The sequence below is a fragment of the Virgibacillus natechei genome (genome assembly GCF_026013645.1).
GTDB lineage: Bacteria > Bacillota > Bacilli > Bacillales > Amphibacillaceae > Virgibacillus_L > Virgibacillus_L natechei.
The window spans coordinates 729,196-752,799 of sequence record NZ_CP110224.1; the positions used below are offsets into that span (position 1 = coordinate 729,196).

Sequence of the window (23,604 nt, forward strand, 5' to 3'; positions counted from 1 at the left end):
AGTAGTTTAATGGGTAGCCTATTATGTATGGAACTCACCAATAAAATGAAAATGCAAGACTGGTATTTTTATTTTCAAAGAGAGCAATTATGAATTTGATTTGTTAAACTAAATATAATTATTTAAATCGGGAAAAGGTGAATGTGCAAATGGGTTATCATATTGGAGTTGTAGAAGATGACACGAATATACAAAATATAGTAACAGCGTACTTAAAAAAAGAAGGTTTCACAGTTACGGTTCTGGGGTCTGCCGAAAAGGCATGGGGTGAATGGGAAATAAACCCGCCTGATATGTGGATTTTAGATCTCATGCTTCCAGGTATGGACGGGTATGAATTTTGTAAAAAAATAAGAAATGAAAGTGATGTACCCATTATTATCATCTCTGCAAAGGATGAGGAGATAGATAAGATTCTGGGACTTGAATTAGGTGGAGATGATTACCTTACTAAACCATTCAGTCCAAGAGAATTAATCGCTCGTGTAAAGCGATTATTTAAACGTTCTATCGCAACAGCGGAAGAACTGGTACAGGAAAAAGTCAAAGTGGATCAATTAGTAATGCATAAGAATGATCGACGGGTGTTTTGGGATGGGCTTGAACAAGATGTAACGACAAAGGAATTTGATATATTAGTGCTTTTCGCTGAAAATACCAATCGAGCATTTTCACGAGAGGACTTATTAGAAAGGGTATGGGGGGATGATTACTTCGGAAGTGACCGAGCTGTAGATGATTTGGTGAAACGGATCCGAAAGAAATTTGCAACGTTACAATTAGAAACAATATGGGGTTATGGATACCGTTTGCGACATGAAGAGGTCAATAAATGAAACTTCAATATCAGTTGAATATTGCGTTTACAACGCTGTTAATTGTTATTATGAGTGTTACAGGATATGTCATCTACTCCCTTATTTTGGACTTGTTGATTGAGGATGAACGTCGACATTTGGAGCAAACAGGGGAGACGCTTGTCAGTGTGCTGACTGATTCATATGGAACAAGGGAAGAGATCCAACAAACAAATGAGTTCTTACAAGACCAGGATTTACATCTTTTCTTGTATGATCGATTTCAAGATACGGTGCTTTCTTCGACGATGCCAGATCGTATCGTAGATGGTTTTCGGCAAAATAATAGTTTTGCCGAAAATACAGAAAACCTCTGGGAATTTGGGAATCACAATTATGTGACATCAAGGATTGTGTTTCAACCAGAAGGCACAGGGCTCGAGTTAATTCTGTTAACCCCAATGAATGATTTACAAGCTGTACAACAGGATTTCGTTACACGTTTACTTCTTGTGTTTCTAATCGGTGCAATAGCGGCTGTATTACTTAGTACATTTTTAACCACTAAATTAGTAACACCACTTACACAATTAAAATGGCAACTAAAAAAGATAGAGAAGCGGCAATTTGATGATATAGAACGTATTAAGGCAACAGGGGAGATTAAAGAAGTCGAGCAAAGCGTATATGAAATGGCTGAAGAACTCAGGCGATACATGCACACCCAGCAAACTTTCTTTCAAAACGCGAGTCATGAATTAAAAACGCCACTCATGACGATACAAGGCTATGCAGAAGGTATTAGGGATCATGTTTTTGAAGAAAAGGATCAAGAAAAAGGTTTGGAAATAATGATGGCAGAAGTCAGTCGATTAAAGACGATCATTAATGAAATGATTTTATTAGCTAAATTGGATAGTGAGCCAACTGCCTATGAATCAGCTGAAATAAATATTCCGATATTGATCGACCAAGTTGCGGACCGGATGTTACCATTGGTGAGTGAAAAAGGTATAGACTTCCATCAGAATGTAGAAGTTGATTCTACTTTAGTTGCAGATGAAGAAAAATTACTAAGGGCATTATTGAATTTGACAATCAACGGAATACGACACGCTAATTCACAAGTTAATCTTAACGTGTATAAAAGAAATCAAATGATTGTAATGACAATTGAAGACGATGGAGAAGGGATTCCAGAAGACTTGATTCCGCATATTTTTCACAGGTTTGTAAAAGGTAAAAATGGGGAAACTGGTTTAGGGTTGGCTATTGCACGTGCAATTATTGAACAATCTGGTGGAAAAATTAGACTTGCTAAGTCTGAAATTGGTGGAGCAAAATTCGAAGTTATTTTTCCAGATTAATTCAATTTTGCATTATAGGTAATTTTATGAGATACTAGGATGGTTTTAATCATCCGTAATAATAGAGGAGCGTCCGTTATGCAATTGAGAGAAGATATTCGTAATATTGCCATTATTGCCCACGTTGACCACGGCAAAACCACACTTGTGGATCAGCTGTTAAAATACTCAGGAACTTTCCGTGAAAACGAGCAGGTAGATGAGCGAGCCATGGACACTGGTGATATTGAAAAAGAACGTGGGATCACTATTTTGGCAAAAAACACGGCAATTAACTATAAAGATACTACGATTAACATATTAGACACGCCTGGCCACGCAGATTTCGGTGGTGAAGTGGAACGAATTATGAAAATGGTGGATGGTGTCGCTTTAGTTGTAGATGCTTATGAAGGAACAATGCCGCAAACGCGTTTTGTGTTAATGAAAGCATTAGAGCAAAAGCTGACACCAATTGTTGTTCTAAATAAAATTGACCGCCCGAATGCAAGGCCATCAGAAGTAATTGATGAGGTTCTGGATTTATTTATCGAACTTGGAGCTGATGATGAACAGTTGGAATTCCCAGTCGTTTATGCATCTGCTTTAAATGGTACGTCAAGCGAGGAACCAGATCAGCAGGAAGAAACAATGGATCCAGTTTTCAAGACCATTTTAGATCATATTCCTGCACCGGTAGATACAACAGATGAACCCTTACAGCTTCAGGTAACATTGCTTGATTACAATGATTATGTTGGACGTATAGGTGTTGGTCGTATCGTTCGCGGGTCTATCCGTGTCGGTCAGCAAGTAACGGTTATGAAAAAAGATGGTACCCAAAAGTCATTCCGTATTAGTAAATTATTTGGCTTTACAGGACTGAAAAGAATTGAAATTCAAGAAGCAAAATCTGGGGACATTGTTGCCGTTTCAGGGTTGGAAGATCTTAACGTTGGGGAGACCATTTGCCCGCAAGATCATCCAGACGCATTACCCATTTTGCGAATTGATGAGCCAACATTACAAATGACATTCTTAGTGAATAATAGCCCTTTTGCAGGAAAAGAAGGAAAGTATATAACATCTAGACGAATTGAAGAACGCTTGCTGAAACAGCTTGAAACAGATGTGAGCCTTCGCGTTGATCCAACAGAATCCCCTGATGCATGGATCGTTTCTGGTCGTGGGGAGCTACACTTATCCATCTTGATAGAAAATATGCGCAGAGAAGGATTTGAATTACAACTTTCGAAGCCACAAGTCATTATCAAAGAAATTGATGGAGAGAAATGCGAACCAATGGAGCGTGTTCAAATAGACGTACCAGAAGACTATACTGGTCCGGTTATGGAGTCTCTTGGTGATCGAAAAGGCGAAATGCTCGACATGATCAATCATGGTACTGGACAAGTTCGTCTGGAGTTTAAAATACCTTCTCGTGGTCTACTTGGTTATACAACTGAGTTTATGACACAAACGCATGGGTATGGAATTATAAATCATACGTTTGATTCTTATGCCCCTGTTGTAAAAGGGGACGTTGGCGGTAGACGTGAAGGTGTTCTTGTAGGTTTGGAGCAAGGTAAAGCAACCACATACGGAATTATGCAACTTGAAGACCGTGGTACTATTTTTGTTGATCCAGGAAGAGAAATTTATGCGGGTATGATTGTAGGCGAGCATAGTCGCGAGAACGACCTTACCGTTAATATTACTAAAGAAAAGCATTTGACGAATATTCGTTCTGCCAACAAAGACCAAACATCTACGATCCGAAAAACACAAGAAATGTCATTGGAACAATCCATTCAATACTTGGATGACGATGAATATTGTGAAGTAACACCAGAATCCATTCGCTTGCGTAAGAAAATATTAGACAAAAACGAACGCGAAAAAGCTTCAAAAAAATCTAAATCAAGTTAAATCTAAATCAGCAAAAGCATGCGTAATGCTTTTGCTGATTTTTTTGTCTACGTTTGCAACTATTAGGGAATAACAATAAATACCAATCAGTAAAAAATAATGTAAGCCCTTGCTTATCTTGTATATACAAGATATAATATTTTATGTAACATGTATATACAAGTTTTTGATAAAGATATCAATTGATGGAGGCACACATATGGCTATAAAGGAAGAAATGATTTACGCGCCGCTTAGCGGGGAAGTCATTCCACTCGACAATGTACCAGATCCTACATTTTCACAAAAAATGATGGGTGATGGTTTAGCAATAGAACCAAGTGTTGGAAAGGTAGTTGCTCCATTTGATGGAGAAATCGTACAATTATTTCCCACGAAGCATGCAATTGGCTTGCGGGGTAATTCTGGTGTTGAAGTGTTAATACACATTGGACTAGAAACAGTTACCCTTGATGGTGAAGGGTTTGAGGCACATATAAAACAGGGAGATCAAGTGAAAGCAGGTGATCCATTAGTAACGTTTGATTTGGCGTATATTAAGGAAAAAGCGGCTAGCGCTATAACGCCAATCATTATAACAAATGGTGATGCACTTGAACGTTTTGAAAAAACGAACGAAACGAAGCTTGTTGCAGGTGAAACCGTCCTTTTTCAAACGGGAATCAAGAGCGAAGAGAAGGAACCTGAGAAAGATAACGTTAAATCATCGATAGAGTATGGCCAGGAGGCAGATGACATTGTTGCAGCTGTAGGCGGAGCGGATAATATACATGCTGCGACACATTGTGTGACGCGTCTACGGTTTGCTTTATCTGATGAAGATTCAGTAGATAAAGAAGCTATAGAAAATATGGATATTGTAAAGGGCTCTTTTTCAACAAATGGTCAGTTTCAGGTCATAATTGGACAAGGTACGGTTGATAAGGTTTATAAAGCAATGGTTAAAAATAGTGGTATAGGTGAATCGACAAAAGAGGATGTAAAAGCAGCAAGTGGTGAAAAACAAAATCCATTGCAGCGTGGTATTAAGGTCTTAGCTGACATATTCATCCCAATCTTACCTGCTATCGTCATGGCTGGTTTGCTCATGGGGATCAATAATATTTTAGCAAATCCAGGTATATTTGGTACAGATTCACCATCTGTTATTGAGATGTACCCACAATGGGCTGGAATAGCGGATATGATTGATGTTATTGCCAATACCGCCTTCACCTTCCTGCCAGCATTAATTGGTTGGTCTGCAGTGAAGCGGTTTGGCGGAAACGAATTACTCGGTGTTGTTCTTGGCTTAATCATGGTACACCCTGCTTTACTTAATGCATGGGATTATGGTGCTGCAGTAGAAGAGGGAACGGTACCGACATGGAATTTATTTGGTTTAGAAGTTGATAAGATTGGTTATCAAGGACAGGTATTGCCTGTATTATTTGCTTCATGGGTACTAGCAAAAATAGAAATATTCCTTAGAAAACGTGTTATGGATGCGTTGCAATTATTAGTGGTTGCACCAATTGCTTTATTGGTTACCGGTTTCTTAACATTTATTATTATCGGGCCAGTTATGTTTGGAATAGGTAATTGGATAACAGATGGTTTGGTAGCCATATTTGAATCATATGCAGTCCTTGGTGGTCTTATTTATGGCGCTGTTTATGGTCCGTTGGTTATTACAGGAATGCATCATACTTTCCTTGCAGTCGATCTTCAGTTGATTGGTGCTACTGATACTACCTTCTTATGGCCCATTCTTGCTTTATCCAATATTGCACAAGGAGCCGCAGCGTTTGCGATAATGTTTGCTGCTAGAGAAGAGAAGTTAAAAGGGCTGTCAGGAACATCAGGTATATCAGCATGGCTCGGTATTACAGAACCAGCGATGTTTGGTGTTAACTTACCATATAAGTATCCGTTTGTTGCTGCGATAATTGGTTCCTCAATCGCTGGTGCATTTATCACGATGCAAAATGTTCTGGCAACATCCATTGGTGTCGGAGGAGTCCCGGGTATTCTATCCATCGTTCCAGATGGTTGGGGAGCATTCTTGATTGGAATGGCAATTGTAATCGTCGTACCATTTATTATTACGTACTTGATTGCAAAACGAAAAGTGAACGAAAATTAACTAGTAGGGTGGGTGCTAAATGATGAATGAGGCTTGGTGGAAGAAAGCAGTAGTGTATCAAATTTATCCCAAAAGCTTTAACGATACGACAGGTAATGGGATTGGTGATATTCAAGGAATTATTAACAAATTGGATTATATTAAAAAACTAGGTGTCGACGTCATTTGGTTGACACCTGTTTATCAATCGCCACAGAAAGATAATGGTTATGATATTAGCGATTACTTCTCGATTGAGCCAACCTATGGAACCATGAGTGACTTCGAAGCGTTGTTAGATGAGACGCATAAGCGCGGTATGAAGCTGATTATGGACCTAGTGATTAATCATACGTCGACTGAACATGAATGGTTTAAGCAGGCTTCTGCATCGAAAGATAATGAATTTCGAGATTTCTATATTTGGAAAGATGCAGTTGAAGGCGAAGAACCTAGTAATTGGCAATCTAAATTTGGCGGATCTGCTTGGGAGTATGATGATAAAACCGATCAATATTATTTACACTTATTCGATCGAACACAGGCAGATCTAAACTGGGAAAACCCTCAGTTAAGAGAAAAACTCTATGATATGATGCGATTTTGGGCCGAAAAAGGCATTGATGGATTCCGTTTGGATGTCATTAATTTGATTTCGAAGGATCAGCGCTTTCCAAGTGATGATACTGGTGATGGTCGAAAGTTCTATACAGATGGCCCACGAATTCATGAATTTTTAAATGAAATGAATCAGTCCATTTTGTCACCCTATAAGCTGATGACAGTTGGTGAGATGTCCTCCACAACATTGGAAAATTGCGTGCTGTATACTAGGCCTGAGCGACAGGAACTTGATATGACATTTCAATTCCATCATTTGAAGGTAGATTATCCAGATGGAGAAAAATGGACAAAAGCACCGTTTGACTTTCTTGAATTGAAACATATTCTATCGAAGTGGCAGACTGGTATGCATGAAGGGAATGGCTGGAATGCGCTGTTTTGGTGTAACCATGATCAGCCACGTGTTGTTTCTCGTTTTGGCGATGAGGATAAATTCCATAATCAATCAGCGAAAATGCTTGCGACAACCTTGCACATGATGAATGGAACTCCCTATATTTATCAGGGGGAAGAAATAGGAATGACGAATCCGAATTTTAATTCAATTGAATCCTATCGCGACGTGGAATCGTTAAATGCTTACAAAAATCTACAAGCTGATGGAAAGTCGGACCGGGAAATAATTGATATTCTAAAACAGAAATCACGTGATAATGCTAGAACACCTATGCAATGGTCAGCAGAAGATAACGCGGGGTTCACCACTGCGACGCCTTGGATACCAGTCGCAGCTAATTATCCAGAAATTAATGTGGAAAAGGTAGTGGAGGAGCCGAATTCAATCTTTACTCACTATCAGGAGTTAATCAGCTTGCGGAAAAAGTATGATATTATAACGTACGGGGACTTTCAAATGTTATATGAGAGTGATCCGCAAATTTTCGCATATACACGTAATTGGCAAGGTAGAACATTAGTAGTTGTAAGCAATTTTTATGGAGAAGAGACCACAGTCAATCTTGCTCTGGGTAAAGCAGCTCATGTCGAAGTTTTACTATCGAATTATCCAGACTCCATAAAACCATCTGAAGATATGACGTTACGAGCATATGAATCCATTGTGTATTATGTGAACGAATGAGGTATGGAAATGCAGAAGAAGTATTTAACCATTTATCATGAGCTAGTAAAGAAAATTGAATCCAATACATGGGCTAAGTCAACGATGCTACCGTCGGAAAATGAATTAACCGATATGTATCAAACATCGCGTGAAACGATTCGAAAAGCACTCAACCTATTGGCGCAAAATGGTTATATTCAAAAAATCCGTGGTAAAGGTTCTGTTGTTATCGATGTAAATACACTTGATTTCCCGGTATCTGGGATTGTAAGTTTTAAAGAGATTGCAGAAAACCAGCAACTATCGACGAAAACATTTGTACATGCAAGAGCATTTCTGGAACAAGGTAACGAAATGCAGACGAAATTAAACACCCTGAATAGGGAGCGAATTTGGAAGGTAGTTCGTGTCCGTGAAATTTCAGGCGAAAAAGTTATAGTGGACAATGATTTTTTTGTTGAAAAGTATGTTCCAATGCTTTCTGAGGAAATATGTGAGGATTCCATTTATCGATATATAGAGGATGAATTAGAACTTGTGATCAGTTTTGGAAATAAAGAAATCACGGTAGAAGAACCTACAGATGAGGATAGAGAGCTATTGGATCTAGATGGATTCACCAATGTTGTTGTCATTAGGAGTTTGGTGTATTTGGAGGACGCTAGCTTATTTCAATACACAGAGTCCAGGCATCGACCGGACAAGTTTCGTTTTGTTGATTTTGCAAGAAGAATACAAAACAAATAAGTTAAGGGGACAGTCCTCGCCACATTAATGAGCTAACGTGGTGGAGACTGTCCCTATTATTAATTGTTCATTGCCATTCGTCCAAGTGGTCCATCTTCAACAATGATGTCCTGTAAGTCAAAAACGGAAATTGGGAACATTGGAAGCCCTATATAGTAGGGTGTGATTTCATAAAGTTGGAAATAAAGCACCAGCGATTTGTCAGCGATATAGAAATCCTGGTCGGGCGATATTGTTGAAAAGTTATTTAAAATCGGAATATCCCGTTCATTGATTTGTTTTTGGACGAACGTGGAAAGGACATCTACATAATCACTCCCTGACTTAAATAAGTCTTGGAGTGTGTAGCTTCTTCCAATTTCAGTGTCAAATGTCAAGGACTTGATAAGTGTTAGACCATGTGCATGTTGATACGCGTATGCATAATTCGTTAAGGATAGACTAAGGACATTACGTTCATTCGTTTTGATCTCAAAAGTCCCGATCATTTCTGTGAAGTTATCCGTTCCTTGTTGGTGATACTGCTGCTGAACTAAAAGTTGCATCAGTTGAACAATCATTTGGTTGATGGATTGCTGTACATCTGCATTTTGTAAACCTTCTACTTGCGGGTAATAAATGGTGGAACCTTGTTGCTCGATTACCATTGTTTGAATTGAAACAGGTAATGCTGGCGTAGGCATGTTTATCATTCCTTTTCTCCATTCTCGGTAGTATTCTATGCGGAAATTAGGATAATGTCCTTGTGCCAAACCAAATTATCAGAACGATGCCTAGTCACTTCCAGAATTAACGGTATGTTAGACTGAATATCGCATGCAATTATTTAGTCAAAATAAATGTTCTTTTTGTCAGTGTTGTTGCTTTCAAAAATTCACATTTGATATAAAAGACGACAGACCGCTGGGTTCCTTTCCGCTGCGGACCGTTGCTTTCCGCGGGCACGGCTTCAGCCTCCTCGAGAAGACCACTCTGCGGGGTCTTCAGACTCGTGCTGGGGCTGCGCGTAAATGCTCGCCCCACCGAAAACCATTGTTCCCGCAGGAGTCAACGGTCCTCCGCTCCAATCAACCATCATAATAGTGCATGGCTATGTTCTGTTTAGTATATAATCAAGCAATTTTGATGAAGTTGAAAAGCATCTTTCCAGCGAAGGAAATACACGGAGACTCCTGCGGGAACAGTGGCCAGAGTGAGACCCCGCAGAACGGAGTTCGAGGAGGCTCACGGGTCACCCGCGGAAAGCGGAGTGTATTTCCGCAGCGGTTTAAAAAGCATCAACCTAAATTTCAAGTTACTTCGTCTTTTATAGATTTTGCGTCAAAAGCAACAATCTTTTAGAAAACAACCAAAATAAAAGAAGACTACCTTTTATGGTAATCTCCTTGTATTTAGGACTTTTTACTTTTTTTGTCATCATTTGGAATATATCTTGAGTAATATGCTGCAAGTAATAAGCAGATTAAGGCTAATCCCCAAGTAACAATTCCGCTCCAGTAGATGCTGAATTGTAATCCAACTATTAGAATTACACCGCTTAACAGTAAGAAAAATGCTGTTAAATAACGCTTCACGTATAACACCCCAGTAGTTAAAGGTACAAGTTTCTATACCACTCTTTACTACTATTATAGTATGCATTTGAAATTATTTCTATCCTAAGAACTATATATATGCAACGGTCATTGTCCTGCTACATCTCTTTTTGTAAAAAACACCCACGATAAAAGGATAAAAACAACATAGTACACGCATAAAACAGTAATGGAAAAGCCTAAGGTCATATCTTCTATCCATGGTGTGTTGCTGTTTGCATATTGACTTAAATCAGTGTTCGCGAACAAGATATATTTCCCCCAGGCATAATCCGCGAAAAAAGCAGCAATCATATTTCCAGCCATCATGAGGAAAACAGCGATTCCAATTGCTAATGCACTATTCCGGAAAACACTTGAAATCATAAAAGCAAATGTTGCCATCATGACTAAATTAACCAGACCATAACCATAGCTGGAAACGATCTCCATAATCACGGATACATATTCATAACTTCCACCTTGGTTCTGGACAACATAAGGGTTTGCTCCTTCCAAGCCAAAGAATAATGCGCCGGTTATCCAGGAAAATAATAATACAAATAAAAGCGTAAATAACGCAAATAAAAGGACGGAGACATATTTAGATGCGAGTATTTTTGTACGTGATAATGGTCGAATCAGTAATAATTTAATGGTGCCCCATCTAAATTCATTAGCTATAATACCTGCAGCTACAATAATGGTTAGTAAGCTAACAATAGAAAGTAAACCTTGGTTTTCTTGAACATATTGCCATGCCCCATATCCAATTGGTTCAATATCATTTTCTAGGTGATAATTGTTTCTTTCAATCTGGTTTGGATTGGCTGTTACGTAAACCCCACTTTCAGGATCATTTTCTTCCATTTGTTGTTGGATTTCTTCATTCTCTTCTTGTAAAACTTCTCGCCAATCATCTGTCTCATGGGCTTCGCCAGTATTATCAAATACACTTGTGAGCGCTGCACCGCCAATGATTAATAAGGCGAGTGCAATATACATAATCCATGTTGATTTTAGTATATATATTTTCGATAGTTCATTATAAATAAGGCTAAAAAAATTACTCAATTATATTCTCTCCAATCAGATCAAAGAATTTATCTTCTAATGTCGCATTTGAAGCTCCGACTTGATAAATAGAAACATCGTGTTTTACTAAGGTTTCTATGATCATAGGAATTTTTTCCTTTTCCAATTGAAAGGAAAGGGATTCATTCGAAATTTCCGCGTTGATATCATGGTGAGATGTTAATAGCTCCATTGCTTTGTCAGCAGGTGTTACTTCTAATTTTATTTGACTGAGTCGCTGTTGCTCGGCATCTGTTGAATCATTCACGGATTGTGTTGCAACAAGCTCCCCATTTTTAATAATACCAATCCGGTCACACATTAATTCGATTTCAGATAAAAGGTGACTGGAGATAATGACTGCAACGCCCTCTGCGGATGCTAAACGGCGAATGTATTGACGAATTTCCTTAATCCCAGCAGGATCCAGGCCATTTGTAGGTTCGTCTAAAATTAATACGGATGGTTTATGTAAAAGTGCTTGGGCAATACCTAACCGTTGACGCATGCCTAAAGAGTATCTGCCTACTTTTTCCTTAACCACTTTCTCAAGCCCTACTAGTGCAATAACCTCTTGCACACGTTCCTTTGATATGCCAGGAATCATTCTGGCATAATGTTTCAAGTTCTGTTCTCCGGTCATGAACGGATACATCTCTGGATTTTCTACGATGGCTCCGACTTCTTTAATGGCTTCTTTAAAATCGTTTTTGATACTGTTACCTAAAATCTGTACATCTCCATCGGTTACTTGCATTAAACCAACCATCATTCGGATCGTAGTCGTTTTACCTGCTCCATTTGGTCCAATAAATCCAAACACTTCACCTTTGTTAATTTTAAATGACAGTCCCTTAATAATCTCTTTCTTGCCGATCGTTTTTTTCAGATCAATTAATTCCATGGCTGTTTCTGACATTATGTAATACCTCCATTTTTCGAATCCCACTCTACCTTCTGAGTAAAAATGTGAAATAGTTCATTAATTTTTAATAGTAGCATAAAGAGAAGGAAAAAATAGCTCCCCATTGCGGTTGATGTGGGGAGTATTTGTATGTGGCTATGCTAGGCTTCAATTGGTGCCTTTGGCTTCCTGGCAAGGCACATAATTCCAGCGATTAAATAGAAAAGTCCGCTAAATATTCCGACGATGCCAACGAGAAAGACGGCAATAACGGCTGTTGCGATAAAAATAATACCCGCTGCTTTTGGTTTTTTGTTCCCTTTCAGGAATATAAGCGCAATTATGCCTAAGATGATAGCAACAATGGAGACGATAAGCATCATCATTCCACTGCTTCCCATTTGTTCTATGAAAGCACTAAATTCATCTGCAGATAATTCAGCCCCTCCTTCTTGCGGCACCTCTTCTAAAGACTGTTGTAACAACTCTTCATTATTTTGCATCCAGAGCATAAATCCACCAATGATACCAAAAAAGCCATAAACCAAAGCCCCGATAATCCCCAATACAATTTCACCTGTACGTTTCAAAAATAAAACCCTCCTTTAGGATTGCAAAATTAACAAAACCAATCTTAAGTTAACACACTTATACGCACTTTTCAAAACATTATTATATCGGTGATGCCAACAGTGACGGCACGCCCTGGTTTTTGTTGAATAATCGTTTGGCTCTATAAATGAAAAACACCCTGCCGAAAGTAGCAAGGTGTTTTTCATTTAATTATTTGAGTGAATCTGGATTTTTATTGTTTTGCTTCACGGACTTGTTGCTTTCGATAGCCGCCAGCCGCATCAGCTCTTTTAAATTCTCTTGAATAATGTACTTCCTGTGCATCTGAAAGTTGTTGATTATTACCCGCTGGTTGGTACTGTGATTTTGCCATTATTGACTATCCTTTCCTTTTATAGATTAATGAAGGTTCTATATTAGATGTTCCCTTTATATACAACCTAAAACATAAATGAGGTAAAAAATATCATATAAAATGCAATCATAGTTTGGTATAATTAATTTTATGTTTATATAATTGAATTGAATTGCTTTTACAATAAGGGAGAATTTTAATATGGAGTGGAAAAATCTTTATCGTGGTTTAATAATGGGGGCCAGTGATATGATTCCGGGCGTAAGTGGTGGGACCATTGCGGTATTACTCGGGATATACGAACGTTTAATTGCTTCTATTAATGGGTTTGTCAGTAAAGATTGGAAGAAGCATATTGGATTTTTAGTTCCGTTGGGAATGGGAGTAGTAATCGCTATATTTACGCTGGCAAAAGTAATCGATTGGTTGTTTGAACAATATCCAGGTCCAACACAATTTTTCTTCTTAGGCTTAATTATCGGTGTGCTTCCCTATTTATTTCAAAAAGCTGATGCGAAACATACATTTAAATCGAAGCATGTCATATTATTAATAATAGCTGTTATTATTATTGGGCTATTGGGTTTCTTTAATCCAAATGAAAGTGCGGTTATTGAAAATGTAACGATGTCCACCTATATTTTATTATTTTTCTCTGGATTTCTTGCTAGTGCGGCGATGGTTTTACCAGGGATTAGTGGGGCATTTATTTTATTGGTCATCGGGATTTATAAAACAATAATAGCCGCAATTAGCGAGCTTCAACTTGATATCATCATCGTAACGGGAATAGGTATTGCGCTTGGAATTATCGTGATGAGTAAGATCATTAATTTCTTTTTAACGAACTATTATACTGCGACATTTTCTATTATTATAGGATCGGTTATTGGGTCTATTTCCATCGTATTCCCTGGATGGTCGACGAGTATGACGTTAATGTTGGCAAGTATCGTAGCATTTGCTGTAGGTTTATTTGTAGCCTATATTCTGGGGAAAGTGGAATACCAGGAATAAGCAGATCATAAGACATGTATTGAAAGAATCGTTACAATAGAGGCACAAGTTTATAAAGGGGTGTTAAGAAATGGAACAGATAAACACGGAAGATAAATTTAATGAAGTAATTAATAGTGAAGAGCCAGTTATCATAAAATTCTTTGCTGATTGGTGTCCAGATTGCAAGCGGATGGATATGTTTATTGGGGACGTTATGGAAGAATTTAAGAATTATCAATGGTTTGAAATAAATAGCGACGAGGTAAAAGGGATTGCTGAGAAATATGAAGTAATGGGAATTCCAAGCATTTTAATTTTCCAGGAAGGTGAGAAAAAAGCACATCAGCATAGTGCCTACACGAAGTCACCTGAATCTGTAACGGAATTTCTGCAGCAACAATTAGGATAACTTTAGGAAACGACCATTCAATAGCAGTTGAATGATCGTTTTTTTCTTATTTACGCGATTTCGAAATCAAGATGTTCATGACCTACTAAATGTAAAAATCCATTTTCCAGTTTTACAGGATGATGGCACGAATCAAGCTGGTAGATATGCTTAAATACTTCTATTTCTTTCATGCCAAAAGTGATTGAACGCAAATGCTGCTTATTAACTAAACGTTCATCCTGCGGTATATTCTTCACTTCACCCCACTCAATTAGAAAAGGAAGGGCAGTTTCCGGTTCAGGAAATAACATCTGCCACTGTAAAGTTGAACCATCAGGCCTTTTCCTGCTGCCAGGGACCGGCCCGGCGTACTTCACTCCTGTTGCGTCAAAATGATCGATGTAGTTATCCATCTTTTCCGCGCGTAATGCCAATTGAATGATCCCTTCAATCTTATTATGAAATGCCGATACAAGCTGTTTAATAAGCGGATTCGTTGATTTTTTCGCGATACCTTCATCAAAAATTCCAATCCACTCCATATAGCAATCGTTTTCAAAGTAGGCTACGTAATTGTACGTTCCCCAATTGTCGTGTTTCCCTCCTTGGACAGTTGTAACACGATGCTTTCGTTCAAAATCATGGGCTGCTTGTGCTGGATCTTTTGTAGCGATGACGATATGATCAATAGCTAACATAAAATTCCCCTCCAAAAATATTTCCTTATCGTAATTTTAGTGATGAATGTATATAATGAAAAGAAAATTATCCTAGGGGGCTTAGAAATGAAAAATCCGATACTCAAAGATTTTCCTCATGAAATTCGCACAAAACGTCTTTTAATCCGCTTGCCCCTTCCAGGTGATGGCGAAGTAGTATATCAAGCAATTCAAGCTAGCAAACGGGATTTGAAAAAATGGCTCCCATTTGCAAGGAAGGATCAGTCTCTGGAAGATGTAGAGATAAGTGTGCGAGAGGCCCATCTACAATTTTTAAAACGGGAGGATTTACGTTTGCATGTATTTCATCAGGAAACGGGTGATTTTATAGGATCTTCTGGGTTACACCGCATCGATTGGGAGGTTCCTAAATTTGAAATCGGTTATTGGATTGACTCCAGACAAAGCGGAAAAGGCTATATGACTGAAGCAGTAGAGGGAATTGCTGACTTTGCCTTTAGGGAACTAGATGCAAATAGGGTTGAAATACGTTGTGATACCAAAAATGCCAAAAGTAGGGCAATACCTGAACAGTTAGGATTTTTATTCGAGGGTATTCATTATAATGATTCCGTTCAGATTGATGGGGGCGAACTAAGAGATACATGTGTTTATACAAAAACTAAATAATTACTGCTCTATTTTCATACCTTCTATGATATAGTACAGAAAAGAAGATCTATAAAGCAGGTGGAGAGAATATGGAACAGCCAGCTATTCTGATTGTTGAAGATGAACGGAAATTAAGCCGGGTTTTGCAACTGGAGCTTGATTATGAAAATTACAAAACAGAAATTGCGGATAATGGAAATGATGCACTTCGCTTGATGAAAGAAAAAGCGTGGGATTTAGTATTGCTTGATATTATGCTTCCTAACTTAAGTGGTATGGAAGTTTTACGGAGAATAAGACGGACAGATGATAGCACACCAATTATTTTATTAACTGCCCGTGATGAGGTTCATGATAAAGTAAGTGGACTTGATTTAGGTGCTAATGATTATATCACGAAACCATTTCAAATCGAGGAACTGCTTGCTCGCATTAGGGTACATCTCAGGAAATCTGTCACAGAAAAGGTTAATGGAAAGCAACTCGCTATCGGTGATCTACACGTCGATTTAAACGCTCATGAGGTGAAGCGGGCTAGCCGGGAAATTGAGCTCACACCACGGGAATTTGACTTGCTCGTATGTCTGTTAAAAAATAAAAATATCGTTCTCACAAGGGATCAGCTTATTGAAAACGTTTGGGGATTTGATTATTTTGGTGACACAAACGTTGTGGATGTCTATATCCGTTATTTGCGCCAGAAAGTTGATAAGGGACACGAGCAAGCCTATATCCAGACGGTTCGAGGAGTAGGTTACACGATAAAGGATCACGTCCAATGAAACTGCGTACGAAAATTCAATTGTTTTCAAGTTTATTTATGTTGGTATTAATTTTATTGGTCAATACGTCCATTTACTTTTTATTTTACAATATCACGGCTGACAGTGAACTGGAGCAATTGTCTGCCCAAACAAATACGATTACAGAAACATTGAATTCCAATCCAGATATTCCAACAAGCGATCTTTTAGACGCTTATTTACCGACGGATGGGATGATTCGTGTCATTGCAGAAGATGAAAGTTTGTTAATTCCAGAACTGAAGAAACCAAATATATCCAGTGAATTACCAAGTGAATTTTCTGTTACGGAAACGCAAACGATTCTGTCACAGGAAAATGGCGCCGATGTTGCTATGATTTCAAAACCGATTATATGGAATAATGGAGACGTTGTAACATTACAGGTTTCGAGTCACCTTTTAGCACTTGAAGAAACCATGACAACCTTATTTTATGTATTGGTTGTAGCTTCTGTCATCATGCTTATTCCGTCTATTATTGCTGGGATGCTATTAAGCAGATTCTTATTGCGTCCGATTAAAGCCTTGATTCAAACGATGAAAGAAAATACAAGACATGCAAAATGGCAGAAGATAGATGTGCAAAATCGTTCTCGAGATGAGCTTTATGAAATGGAAAAGACATTCAATGAGATGATCGATTATTTAAAGGGAAATTTTGAAAAACAAGAGGTGTTTGTCTCTGATGCCTCTCATGAACTAAAAACGCCCATTTCTATTGTGAAAAGTTATGCACAGTTACTTGAGCGAAGGGGAAAAGAAAATCCGGAAGTATTCAACGAGTCTGTGGAGGCGATTGATTCTGAAGCGGATCGTATGCAAAAGTTAGTGGAGCAAATGCTATCACTTGCAAAAAATAAAACAAAAGCAGCCATGCAGCAGGTGGATATGATCACGCTGAGCGAGGAGACAATTGCTACATTTCAAGGTGCCTATGATAGAAATATTAGCTTTGATAAACGCCATGAGAAGCTGCTTGTAAACGGGAATCCCAATCAATTACAGCAAGTTGTCTATATTCTAATTGATAATGCATTAAAATACAGTAACGATGAAATTAAGATCGTCATTGATGAACGAAACAACGAAGCTATTTTTCAAGTAACGGATTATGGCCAGGGAATTCCCGAAAAGGAACAAGAGCGGATCTTTGACCGCTTTTACCGCATGGATAAAGCAAGAAGCAGGGATACAGGTGGAACTGGACTTGGCTTAGCAATAGCCAATACAATCACTGATGCACATAACGGCAGGTTATTTGTAACAAGTAATGTTGGCGAAGGCTCAACATTTACCCTAACCCTGCCACTAGATTAAAAATTAATGATATTCTCATCAAATTCTAATCTTAATCACATTGATCCTTCATTCTCCGGGGATATGATGTAATTAACAACAAACAAGGAGGAAAAAGAAATGAAGAAAAAATTAGGGATTGCAATTGGAGCTATGGTTGGTGCTGTAGTTTTAGGATTAGGTATTTACCAATCGGATGCTTCTCAGGCTAACCCAGAATTATCAACAGATGAAATTCTTCAAATGGTCACAGATCAATATCCTGGTACAATTACCGAGATGGAAATGGAAAAAGATGGAAACAGGGCAGTTTATGAAGTGGAAATAGAAAACGACGGGAAGGAATACGAAATAAAACTGGATGGCAGCAGTGGTGAAGTTTTGAATGTGAAAGAAAGAGAAATATCCAACAATATAGAAATAGCTGAAAAAGATGATGACGCAGATGATCGAAATGATAATCAAGGTACCAAAACTAACAATAACAATGATAGCCAAGACGACGGGAACAATGATGAGAATTCATCGAAAACGAATAATACGGTTATTGATTTAGGGAAGGCAGAAGAAATTGCATTAAATGAATTTGATGGTCAGATTACAGAACTTGAACTTGATGAAGACGACGGCCGTCTTATGTATGAAATTGAAATTGAAGACGGTGAAGATGAAGCAGAAATAGAGATTGATGCGTATACCGGAGAAATCCTTGTGATTGAAATCGATAGAGAAGATGATTAATTATCAAAATAGCTACCAGCCTCTTAGTGCTGGTAGCTATTTCTATTATACTTCGGTTACTTACTATAACGACAAGGTAATACATAATAAGTTTGAGGATTGTAGACCATATCATGCCTAACTACGACAAAGCGCTTTTTTATGCAATGGAAATGCCGGAGCAAATGACATGGAAAAAAATGGCACAGACCTTACCTGTATTAGCTAAAGTAATAAAGGAACTAACCGTTATTCAAACGAACAGCGTTGAGGAAGCAAAAAGGGCATGTGTCGCTTTTGCCAATCAAATAGATCTTCTTATTATACTTGGAATATATTGACATATTTTCGTTTATGTAATTATAGTTAAATAGGTCTAGAAAAAGTGAGGAAAAGAGGTAAGAAAGTATTAAAAGTAAATATTTTGAAAAATGAATATTTATATCCATAAAACTTAATAAACATATCGTTTATCATCCTTTACATAGATATTATTACCCATAAATAAGTAATATTCTAATTAAAATAAGTAATCTAAAGCAATTTTTTATAAGTTATAAGACTTATATAAACCTGCCGTATTTTGTCATATGATTGACATATTTAAGTTTTTTGGCATTATTATACTAGATAATTATAGTTATTAATTGGATAGAGAAAAAAGGTTCGTCGGAATCGAAACGGAAAACTGTTTTGACGGAAGTATATTATTTCGATGTGATATATCCTGCATTGGCAGTATTTTTAAAAAAAGAAGTGGATTTATCATGAATCAATTAACAACATTTTTTAAGAACTTTTGGAATGACGAGGAAGGACTCGAAACTGTAGAAATACTATTAATATTATCTGTACTTATCGTAATCGCAATAATGTTTAGGGATAGAATAGGAATATGGGTTAACGCACTATTTGAAGATATTGATGATCAATTAATGAATTAATTACTGAATTTTGGGGTGGTAATCAAGAAACCCTTCTTAAAAGATGAACGAGGGAGTTTTACTTTTGAAGCGACCCTTGTTTTCCCCTCATTCCTGATATTCGTACTCGCGGGGGTATTCTTTTGTATTGTTATTTTTCAGATTGGAACTGCACATTACGTTGCACAAAAAGCAGCATCAGAGGTGGCTTACACTTGGAACAACTCGCATAAAGACTTGGAAACAGGTGAATTTGATAAGCAGTATTATACGGGTTTAGGAGAAGGTGGAGAAGCTGGGTTGTATTGGCGTATTTTTGATAATGGTGTCTTAGGGATGTTTGGTTTGGAAGGAGTGTTTAAAGCTGAAGATCAAAGATTAACTGAAAGAAAAGTGAACAAAGCAAGATTAAAATATAATAATCCTTTGGAAGTAAATGTTAAATACAATAACAGTATAATTTATAGTGAAGTAGAAGTTACAGCTGAGTCCGAGCTATATATGCCTTCTTTTTTGAAAGATATGTTAGGCAGTAGCAACTCATTGCAGGCTACTTCAAGTCGTGTAGTCACTGAGTCACCTGAATTAATACGCACATTTAATTTTGGGAAGTATTTATGGAAAGCCATTGGGTTACAGGACGCAACGGAGGATATCACCAATTCGATTGACGAATTTTTTAGTAATTAACAGATGGAGGGGAGCAACATGAAACAACTTATTAAACTATCATTGCTGCTTATGCTAAGTTTATTTATTATTGCAGGCTGTTCTGACCAAGAAGGTGGTGAAGATGATTCGGATTCGGAAAACTCTAGCAGGAAGAATGATACCCATGTTGAACACCAGGAAGGCCTTGAAATAGGCGAAACCGGGATTGTTGAGGATAATAATAGAAAATATGAAATTACTTTAAATTCGGTTGAATATGTTGATAGTGTAGGGGGCTTAGAGCCAAACGGAGAAACCTTTGTGGAAGCGAATATCACAGTGAAAAATATAGATGATGACAGTTTTAATGCAAGTAATATCTATGAACCTGGCTTCGGGCCAGAGTATGAACTTCAGGCATCTCAGAACCCAATATTTATGGATGCAGATAATGTCGAACAAGATTTATTGGAAGGTGAGATTGCACCAGGGGAAACAGTGTCAGGTGACCATGTATTTGAAATAGAAGAAATAGTGGATGAATATAAGTTTGCCATTGGAGGGAAAGGTGTGCAAATAAGAACATACGCCCAATGGGAAGTTTCGGAAAGTGAAATTAAGTAACTAGATAGTTTGTATTGTTATTTTTCAGATTGGAACTGCACATTACGTTGCACAAAAAGCAGCATCAGAGGTGGCTTACACTTGGAACAACTCGCATAAATACTTGGAAACAGGTGAATTTGATAAACAGTATTATACGGGTCTAGATAAGGGAGGCGATGGGTTATACTGGCGTATTTTTGATAATGGTGTTTTACAAATGTTTGGTCTAGATGGGGTGTTTAATCCTGAAGGAGATAGTCTAACCTTTGAAAAAACAATAAAAGCTTATAATAAATATAGTAATCCCCTTGAAGTAAATGTTGAATACAACAACGAAATTATATACAGTGAGGTAGTAGCGACTGCTGAGTCAGAGTTATATATGCCTGCTTTCTTGAAGAATATCTTAAGTAGTGATAGCAACTCGTTGAAGGCTACTTCAAGTCGGGTAGTGACAGAAACTCCTGAATTAATACGCACATTTAATTTTGCAAAGTATTTATGGAAAGCCACGGGGCTACAGGACGTAGCGGAAGGTATCACTAATTCGATTGACGAATTTTTTAGTAATTAACAGATGGAGGGGAGCAACATGAAACAGTATATTAAACTAACACTGTTACTCACACTAAGTCTATTCATTATCATCGGCTGTTCTGACCAAGAAAACAAAGAAAGCCAGACAGATGAGCAAGAAAATAATAACGAGGAAACAAATGCTGAACAGGAAGAGGCTAAAAGTGTAGAAAATCAAGGCAGTGAGGAAGATTCCAGTGACACTCATGTTGAACATCAAGAAGGCTTAAACATAGGTGAGACAGGAATCGTTGCAGATGACAATGAAAAATATGAAGTAACCTTAAATTCAGTTAATTATGATGGTGATATTACTGGTGGAGCAGATGTGGAAACTTTTGCTGTTGCAAATATCACAGTAAAGAACATAGATGATCACAGCTTTGATGCTAAAAATATTTATGAGCCTAGTTTTGGTCCCGATGGTGAGTTTCAATCATCCCTGAATTCAGTATTAATGGATATGGACAATAATGATTTGGAATTACTAGAAGGTGAAATATCACCGGAGGAATCAGTTTCAGGTGATCATGTGTTTGGAGTTGCTGAAATGAAGGATAATTACATGTTTATAATTGGTGGAAGTGGTCACCAAATAAAAACGTATGCCCAATGGGAAGTTTCTGATAGTGAAATTGAGTAACAGCAACCACTTAAATTATTTGTATGTATCGTTATTGTTAAAATTTTAAAGTTTACTAACGTTATTTTGGTGTTACGAATATAACCCTCTGTAAGAAGGAGCAGGTCAGATGGTACAAAACGTGAAACAATTTACAAAACTACTATTATTAATGTCATTAGTCTTAATCATGTTAGTTGGATGTTCTAATAATGAAGAGGATGAGGGTCAGACAACAGGCGAAGAAGATAACAACAGTCAGGAAACAAGTGCAGCACAGGAAGAAGAGGATGGTGAAGGAGTCGATGAAAGTGCAGAAGATACCAGTGATAGTAATGATGACTATGTTGAACACCAGGAAGGCTTGAAAATGGGCGAAACTGGGGTCGTTGAAGATAATAACAAAAAATATGAGGTAACTTTGAATTCTATTGAATATGTAGATGTTGTTGGTGACTTTGAAGCAGAAGGGGATACTTATGCAGTTTCGAATATAACTGTGACGAACATCGACGACCACAGCTTTAACGCCAAGGATATTTATAGGCCCGGATTTGGCCCTGAAAATGAATTAGATGCTTCTCTAAATCAAGTACTATTAGATAATTCAGATAGAGTTGATCAAGATTTACTGGAAGGTGAAATAGCACCTGGCGAAGATATAACTGGTGTCCACGTATTTGATATAGAAAGAACAGAAGATTATGTGTTTGCACTAGGTGGAAGTGGTGTTCAAATAAGAACCTATGCCCAATGGGAAATTTCTGACAGTGAAATTGAGTAACAGCTTATAATATTAATAGGGAAGCTAATAAGATAAATTTGGTATGGCGGTGTTAAACCTTTATATAAGGAGCGAGTTAGTTGGGACACTACATGAAACAATTTATTAAACTATCATTGTTATTCACACTAGCTTTAATTTTGGTAGTTGGTTGTTCTAATAATGAAGATGATGATCAGACAGCAGGCGAAGAAGATAACAATAAACAGGAAACAAGTACAGTAGAGGAAGATGAGGATAGTGAAGTAGATGATTCAAGTGAAGAGGAATCTAGTGATAGTAATGATACCCATATTGAACACCAGAAAGGGCTTAAAATGGGTGAAACAGGAATCGTGGAGGATAATGGAGACAATAAATACGAAGTCACTTTAAATTCGGTTGAATATGTAGATGTGGTTGGGGGATTAGATTCAGAAGGTGAAACTCATGCAGTTGCGAATATGACGGTGAAAAACATAGGTGATAATAATTTTAATGCCAAAAACATTTATGAACCTGGTTTTGGACCAGATGGCGAACTTCAGTCATCTTTAAACTCAGTATTAATGGATGTAGATGATGTTGAAGAAGATTTATTGGAAGGTGAAATAGCACCTGGTGAATCGGCCACGGGTGATCATGTTTTTGTGGTAGAAGAAAAACATGATAATTATTTATTTATAATAGGAGGAAGCGGTCATCAAATAATAACTTACGCCAATTGGGATGTTCCAGAAAGTGAAGTTGAATGATTAGTCGATTATAAAATGATCATCGTTTATTACTATCAGAATTGCTAATCGCAGGAATTAACAATGATCCTGTAGT

The 23,604-nt window shown here is 37.6% G+C and carries 26 protein-coding genes and 1 pseudogene; 21 read left to right on the forward strand and 6 right to left on the reverse strand.

Annotation, left to right across the window (positions count from 1 at the left end):
• The first annotated feature begins 149 nt into the window (after positions 1-149).
• From OLD84_RS04015 to treR, 6 genes are all read left to right on the forward strand, one after another.
• Positions 150-836 (forward strand): response regulator transcription factor, encoded by a 687-nt coding sequence (locus tag OLD84_RS04015; RefSeq protein ID WP_209461831.1) that lies wholly within the window; start codon positions 150-152, stop codon positions 834-836.
• Positions 833-2,164, forward strand: a complete 1,332-nt coding sequence (locus OLD84_RS04020; RefSeq protein ID WP_209461832.1) for a sensor histidine kinase — start codon at positions 833-835, stop codon at positions 2,162-2,164. The genes OLD84_RS04015 and OLD84_RS04020 overlap by 4 nt, the downstream gene beginning before the upstream one ends.
• A 78-nt stretch (positions 2,165-2,242) precedes the next feature.
• A complete protein-coding gene (gene typA / locus OLD84_RS04025) occupies positions 2,243-4,072 on the forward strand; it encodes a translational GTPase TypA (protein WP_209461833.1) in 1,830 nt (609 codons plus the stop codon).
• Positions 4,073-4,271: 199 nt separating this feature from the next.
• Positions 4,272-6,197, forward strand: coding sequence for a PTS system trehalose-specific EIIBC component (treP, locus tag OLD84_RS04030; RefSeq protein WP_209461834.1), 1,926 nt, complete (start codon positions 4,272-4,274; stop codon positions 6,195-6,197).
• 22 nt (positions 6,198-6,219) lie between these two features.
• Positions 6,220-7,881: an alpha,alpha-phosphotrehalase gene (treC, locus tag OLD84_RS04035; protein ID WP_209461899.1), complete on the forward strand. Its 1,662-nt coding sequence runs from the start codon at positions 6,220-6,222 to the stop codon at positions 7,879-7,881.
• 9 nt (positions 7,882-7,890) lie between these two features.
• On the forward strand, positions 7,891-8,610 hold the full coding sequence (gene treR / locus OLD84_RS04040) for a trehalose operon repressor (protein ID WP_209461835.1): 720 nt from the start codon (positions 7,891-7,893) through the stop codon (positions 8,608-8,610).
• Positions 8,611-8,669: 59 nt separating this feature from the next.
• Here the strand turns inward: treR and OLD84_RS04045 are convergent, their stop codons facing one another.
• The 5 genes from OLD84_RS04045 to OLD84_RS04070 all read right to left on the reverse strand — a co-directional run bounded on the left by OLD84_RS04045 (position 8,670) and on the right by OLD84_RS04070 (position 13,108).
• On the reverse strand, positions 8,670-9,293 hold the full coding sequence (locus OLD84_RS04045; protein ID WP_209461900.1) for a DUF3298 and DUF4163 domain-containing protein: 624 nt from the start codon (positions 9,291-9,293) through the stop codon (positions 8,670-8,672).
• A gap of 999 nt (positions 9,294-10,292) precedes the next feature.
• A complete protein-coding gene (locus OLD84_RS04055; protein WP_209461836.1) occupies positions 10,293-11,258 on the reverse strand; it encodes an ABC transporter permease in 966 nt (321 codons plus the stop codon).
• On the reverse strand, positions 11,251-12,177 hold the full coding sequence (locus tag OLD84_RS04060; RefSeq protein WP_209461837.1) for an ABC transporter ATP-binding protein: 927 nt from the start codon (positions 12,175-12,177) through the stop codon (positions 11,251-11,253). Before OLD84_RS04060 ends, OLD84_RS04055 begins: the two co-directional genes overlap by 8 nt.
• 146 nt (positions 12,178-12,323) lie before the next feature.
• Positions 12,324-12,752, reverse strand: coding sequence for a DUF4064 domain-containing protein (locus tag OLD84_RS04065; protein WP_209461838.1), 429 nt, complete (start codon positions 12,750-12,752; stop codon positions 12,324-12,326).
• Between the two features lie 215 nt (positions 12,753-12,967).
• Positions 12,968-13,108: a YfhE family protein gene (locus tag OLD84_RS04070; protein ID WP_209461839.1), complete on the reverse strand. Its 141-nt coding sequence runs from the start codon at positions 13,106-13,108 to the stop codon at positions 12,968-12,970.
• 183 nt (positions 13,109-13,291) lie between these two features.
• Here OLD84_RS04070 and OLD84_RS04075 point away from each other — a divergent pair, with 183 nt between their 5' ends.
• Together OLD84_RS04075 and OLD84_RS04080 are read left to right on the forward strand one after the other, a co-directional pair.
• Positions 13,292-14,107 carry a DUF368 domain-containing protein gene (locus OLD84_RS04075; RefSeq protein ID WP_209461840.1) on the forward strand — a complete coding sequence of 272 codons (816 nt, stop codon included), beginning with the start codon at positions 13,292-13,294 and terminating at the stop codon, positions 14,105-14,107.
• Between the two features lie 70 nt (positions 14,108-14,177).
• Positions 14,178-14,498 carry a thioredoxin family protein gene (locus OLD84_RS04080; RefSeq protein WP_209461841.1) on the forward strand — a complete coding sequence of 107 codons (321 nt, stop codon included), beginning with the start codon at positions 14,178-14,180 and terminating at the stop codon, positions 14,496-14,498.
• A gap of 50 nt (positions 14,499-14,548) precedes the next feature.
• Here the strand turns inward: OLD84_RS04080 and OLD84_RS04085 are convergent, their stop codons facing one another.
• A complete protein-coding gene (locus tag OLD84_RS04085) occupies positions 14,549-15,178 on the reverse strand; it encodes a VOC family protein (RefSeq protein ID WP_209461842.1) in 630 nt (209 codons plus the stop codon).
• Between the two features lie 87 nt (positions 15,179-15,265).
• Between OLD84_RS04085 and OLD84_RS04090 the strand changes: the two genes are divergently transcribed.
• The 13 genes and pseudogenes from OLD84_RS04090 to OLD84_RS04145 all read left to right on the forward strand — a co-directional run bounded on the left by OLD84_RS04090 (position 15,266) and on the right by OLD84_RS04145 (position 23,528).
• Positions 15,266-15,829, forward strand: coding sequence for a GNAT family N-acetyltransferase (locus tag OLD84_RS04090; RefSeq protein ID WP_209461843.1), 564 nt, complete (start codon positions 15,266-15,268; stop codon positions 15,827-15,829).
• Positions 15,830-15,900: 71 nt separating this feature from the next.
• Positions 15,901-16,593 (forward strand): response regulator transcription factor, encoded by a 693-nt coding sequence (locus OLD84_RS04095; RefSeq protein WP_209461844.1) that lies wholly within the window; start codon positions 15,901-15,903, stop codon positions 16,591-16,593.
• Complete coding sequence (locus OLD84_RS04100; RefSeq protein ID WP_209461845.1) at positions 16,590-17,933, forward strand: HAMP domain-containing sensor histidine kinase; 1,344 nt, start codon at positions 16,590-16,592, stop codon at positions 17,931-17,933. The genes OLD84_RS04095 and OLD84_RS04100 overlap by 4 nt, the downstream gene beginning before the upstream one ends.
• Positions 17,934-18,032: 99 nt before the next feature.
• Positions 18,033-18,653: a PepSY domain-containing protein gene (locus tag OLD84_RS04105; protein WP_209461846.1), complete on the forward strand. Its 621-nt coding sequence runs from the start codon at positions 18,033-18,035 to the stop codon at positions 18,651-18,653.
• Positions 18,654-18,766: 113 nt separating this feature from the next.
• On the forward strand, positions 18,767-18,973 hold the full coding sequence (locus OLD84_RS04110; protein WP_209461847.1) for a hypothetical protein: 207 nt from the start codon (positions 18,767-18,769) through the stop codon (positions 18,971-18,973).
• Between the two features lie 426 nt (positions 18,974-19,399).
• A complete protein-coding gene (locus OLD84_RS04115) occupies positions 19,400-19,576 on the forward strand; it encodes a Flp1 family type IVb pilin (protein WP_209461848.1) in 177 nt (58 codons plus the stop codon).
• A 15-nt stretch (positions 19,577-19,591) separates the two neighbouring features.
• Positions 19,592-19,741: pseudogene (locus OLD84_RS19445) on the forward strand (TadE/TadG family type IV pilus assembly protein); the annotation flags it as partial.
• Positions 19,742-19,759: 18 nt separating this feature from the next.
• Entirely contained in the window at positions 19,760-20,245 is a 486-nt protein-coding gene (locus tag OLD84_RS04120; RefSeq protein ID WP_209461849.1) for a hypothetical protein, read from the forward strand.
• 18 nt (positions 20,246-20,263) lie between these two features.
• Positions 20,264-20,830: a DUF4352 domain-containing protein gene (locus OLD84_RS04125; protein ID WP_209461850.1), complete on the forward strand. Its 567-nt coding sequence runs from the start codon at positions 20,264-20,266 to the stop codon at positions 20,828-20,830.
• A gap of 70 nt (positions 20,831-20,900) precedes the next feature.
• Complete coding sequence (locus OLD84_RS04130; protein ID WP_209461851.1) at positions 20,901-21,386, forward strand: hypothetical protein; 486 nt, start codon at positions 20,901-20,903, stop codon at positions 21,384-21,386.
• Between the two features lie 18 nt (positions 21,387-21,404).
• Entirely contained in the window at positions 21,405-22,031 is a 627-nt protein-coding gene (locus OLD84_RS04135; protein ID WP_209461852.1) for a DUF4352 domain-containing protein, read from the forward strand.
• 109 nt (positions 22,032-22,140) lie between these two features.
• Positions 22,141-22,794: a hypothetical protein gene (locus OLD84_RS04140; RefSeq protein ID WP_209461853.1), complete on the forward strand. Its 654-nt coding sequence runs from the start codon at positions 22,141-22,143 to the stop codon at positions 22,792-22,794.
• Between the two features lie 80 nt (positions 22,795-22,874).
• Entirely contained in the window at positions 22,875-23,528 is a 654-nt protein-coding gene (locus OLD84_RS04145) for a DUF4352 domain-containing protein (RefSeq protein WP_209461854.1), read from the forward strand.
• Positions 23,529-23,604 lie beyond the last annotated feature (76 nt).

Excerpts from the sequence above, each read along its gene's own strand:
- OLD84_RS04115 (WP_209461848.1), top strand. The coding sequence starts at position 19,400 with ATGAATCAATTAACAACATTTTTTAAGAACTTTTGGAATGACGAGGAA.
- typA (WP_209461833.1), top strand. The coding sequence starts at position 2,243 with ATGCAATTGAGAGAAGATATTCGTAATATTGCCATTATTGCCCACGTT.
- treP (WP_209461834.1), top strand. The coding sequence starts at position 4,272 with ATGGCTATAAAGGAAGAAATGATTTACGCGCCGCTTAGCGGGGAAGTC.
- OLD84_RS04020 (WP_209461832.1), top strand. The coding sequence starts at position 833 with ATGAAACTTCAATATCAGTTGAATATTGCGTTTACAACGCTGTTAATT.
- OLD84_RS04080 (WP_209461841.1), top strand. The coding sequence starts at position 14,178 with ATGGAACAGATAAACACGGAAGATAAATTTAATGAAGTAATTAATAGT.
- OLD84_RS04095 (WP_209461844.1), top strand. The coding sequence starts at position 15,901 with ATGGAACAGCCAGCTATTCTGATTGTTGAAGATGAACGGAAATTAAGC.
- OLD84_RS04060 (WP_209461837.1), bottom strand. The coding sequence starts at position 12,177 with ATGTCAGAAACAGCCATGGAATTAATTGATCTGAAAAAAACGATCGGC.
- OLD84_RS04110 (WP_209461847.1), top strand. The coding sequence starts at position 18,767 with ATGCCTAACTACGACAAAGCGCTTTTTTATGCAATGGAAATGCCGGAG.
- treR (WP_209461835.1), top strand. The coding sequence starts at position 7,891 with ATGCAGAAGAAGTATTTAACCATTTATCATGAGCTAGTAAAGAAAATT.
- OLD84_RS04015 (WP_209461831.1), top strand. The coding sequence starts at position 150 with ATGGGTTATCATATTGGAGTTGTAGAAGATGACACGAATATACAAAAT.
- OLD84_RS04135 (WP_209461852.1), top strand. The coding sequence starts at position 21,405 with ATGAAACAGTATATTAAACTAACACTGTTACTCACACTAAGTCTATTC.
- OLD84_RS04100 (WP_209461845.1), top strand. The coding sequence starts at position 16,590 with ATGAAACTGCGTACGAAAATTCAATTGTTTTCAAGTTTATTTATGTTG.
- treC (WP_209461899.1), top strand. The coding sequence starts at position 6,220 with ATGAATGAGGCTTGGTGGAAGAAAGCAGTAGTGTATCAAATTTATCCC.
- OLD84_RS04070 (WP_209461839.1), bottom strand. The coding sequence starts at position 13,108 with ATGGCAAAATCACAGTACCAACCAGCGGGTAATAATCAACAACTTTCA.
- OLD84_RS04045 (WP_209461900.1), bottom strand. The coding sequence starts at position 9,293 with ATGCCTACGCCAGCATTACCTGTTTCAATTCAAACAATGGTAATCGAG.
- OLD84_RS04125 (WP_209461850.1), top strand. The coding sequence starts at position 20,264 with ATGAAACAACTTATTAAACTATCATTGCTGCTTATGCTAAGTTTATTT.
- OLD84_RS04075 (WP_209461840.1), top strand. The coding sequence starts at position 13,292 with ATGGAGTGGAAAAATCTTTATCGTGGTTTAATAATGGGGGCCAGTGAT.
- OLD84_RS04105 (WP_209461846.1), top strand. The coding sequence starts at position 18,033 with ATGAAGAAAAAATTAGGGATTGCAATTGGAGCTATGGTTGGTGCTGTA.
- OLD84_RS04140 (WP_209461853.1), top strand. The coding sequence starts at position 22,141 with ATGGTACAAAACGTGAAACAATTTACAAAACTACTATTATTAATGTCA.
- OLD84_RS04085 (WP_209461842.1), bottom strand. The coding sequence starts at position 15,178 with ATGTTAGCTATTGATCATATCGTCATCGCTACAAAAGATCCAGCACAA.
- OLD84_RS04090 (WP_209461843.1), top strand. The coding sequence starts at position 15,266 with ATGAAAAATCCGATACTCAAAGATTTTCCTCATGAAATTCGCACAAAA.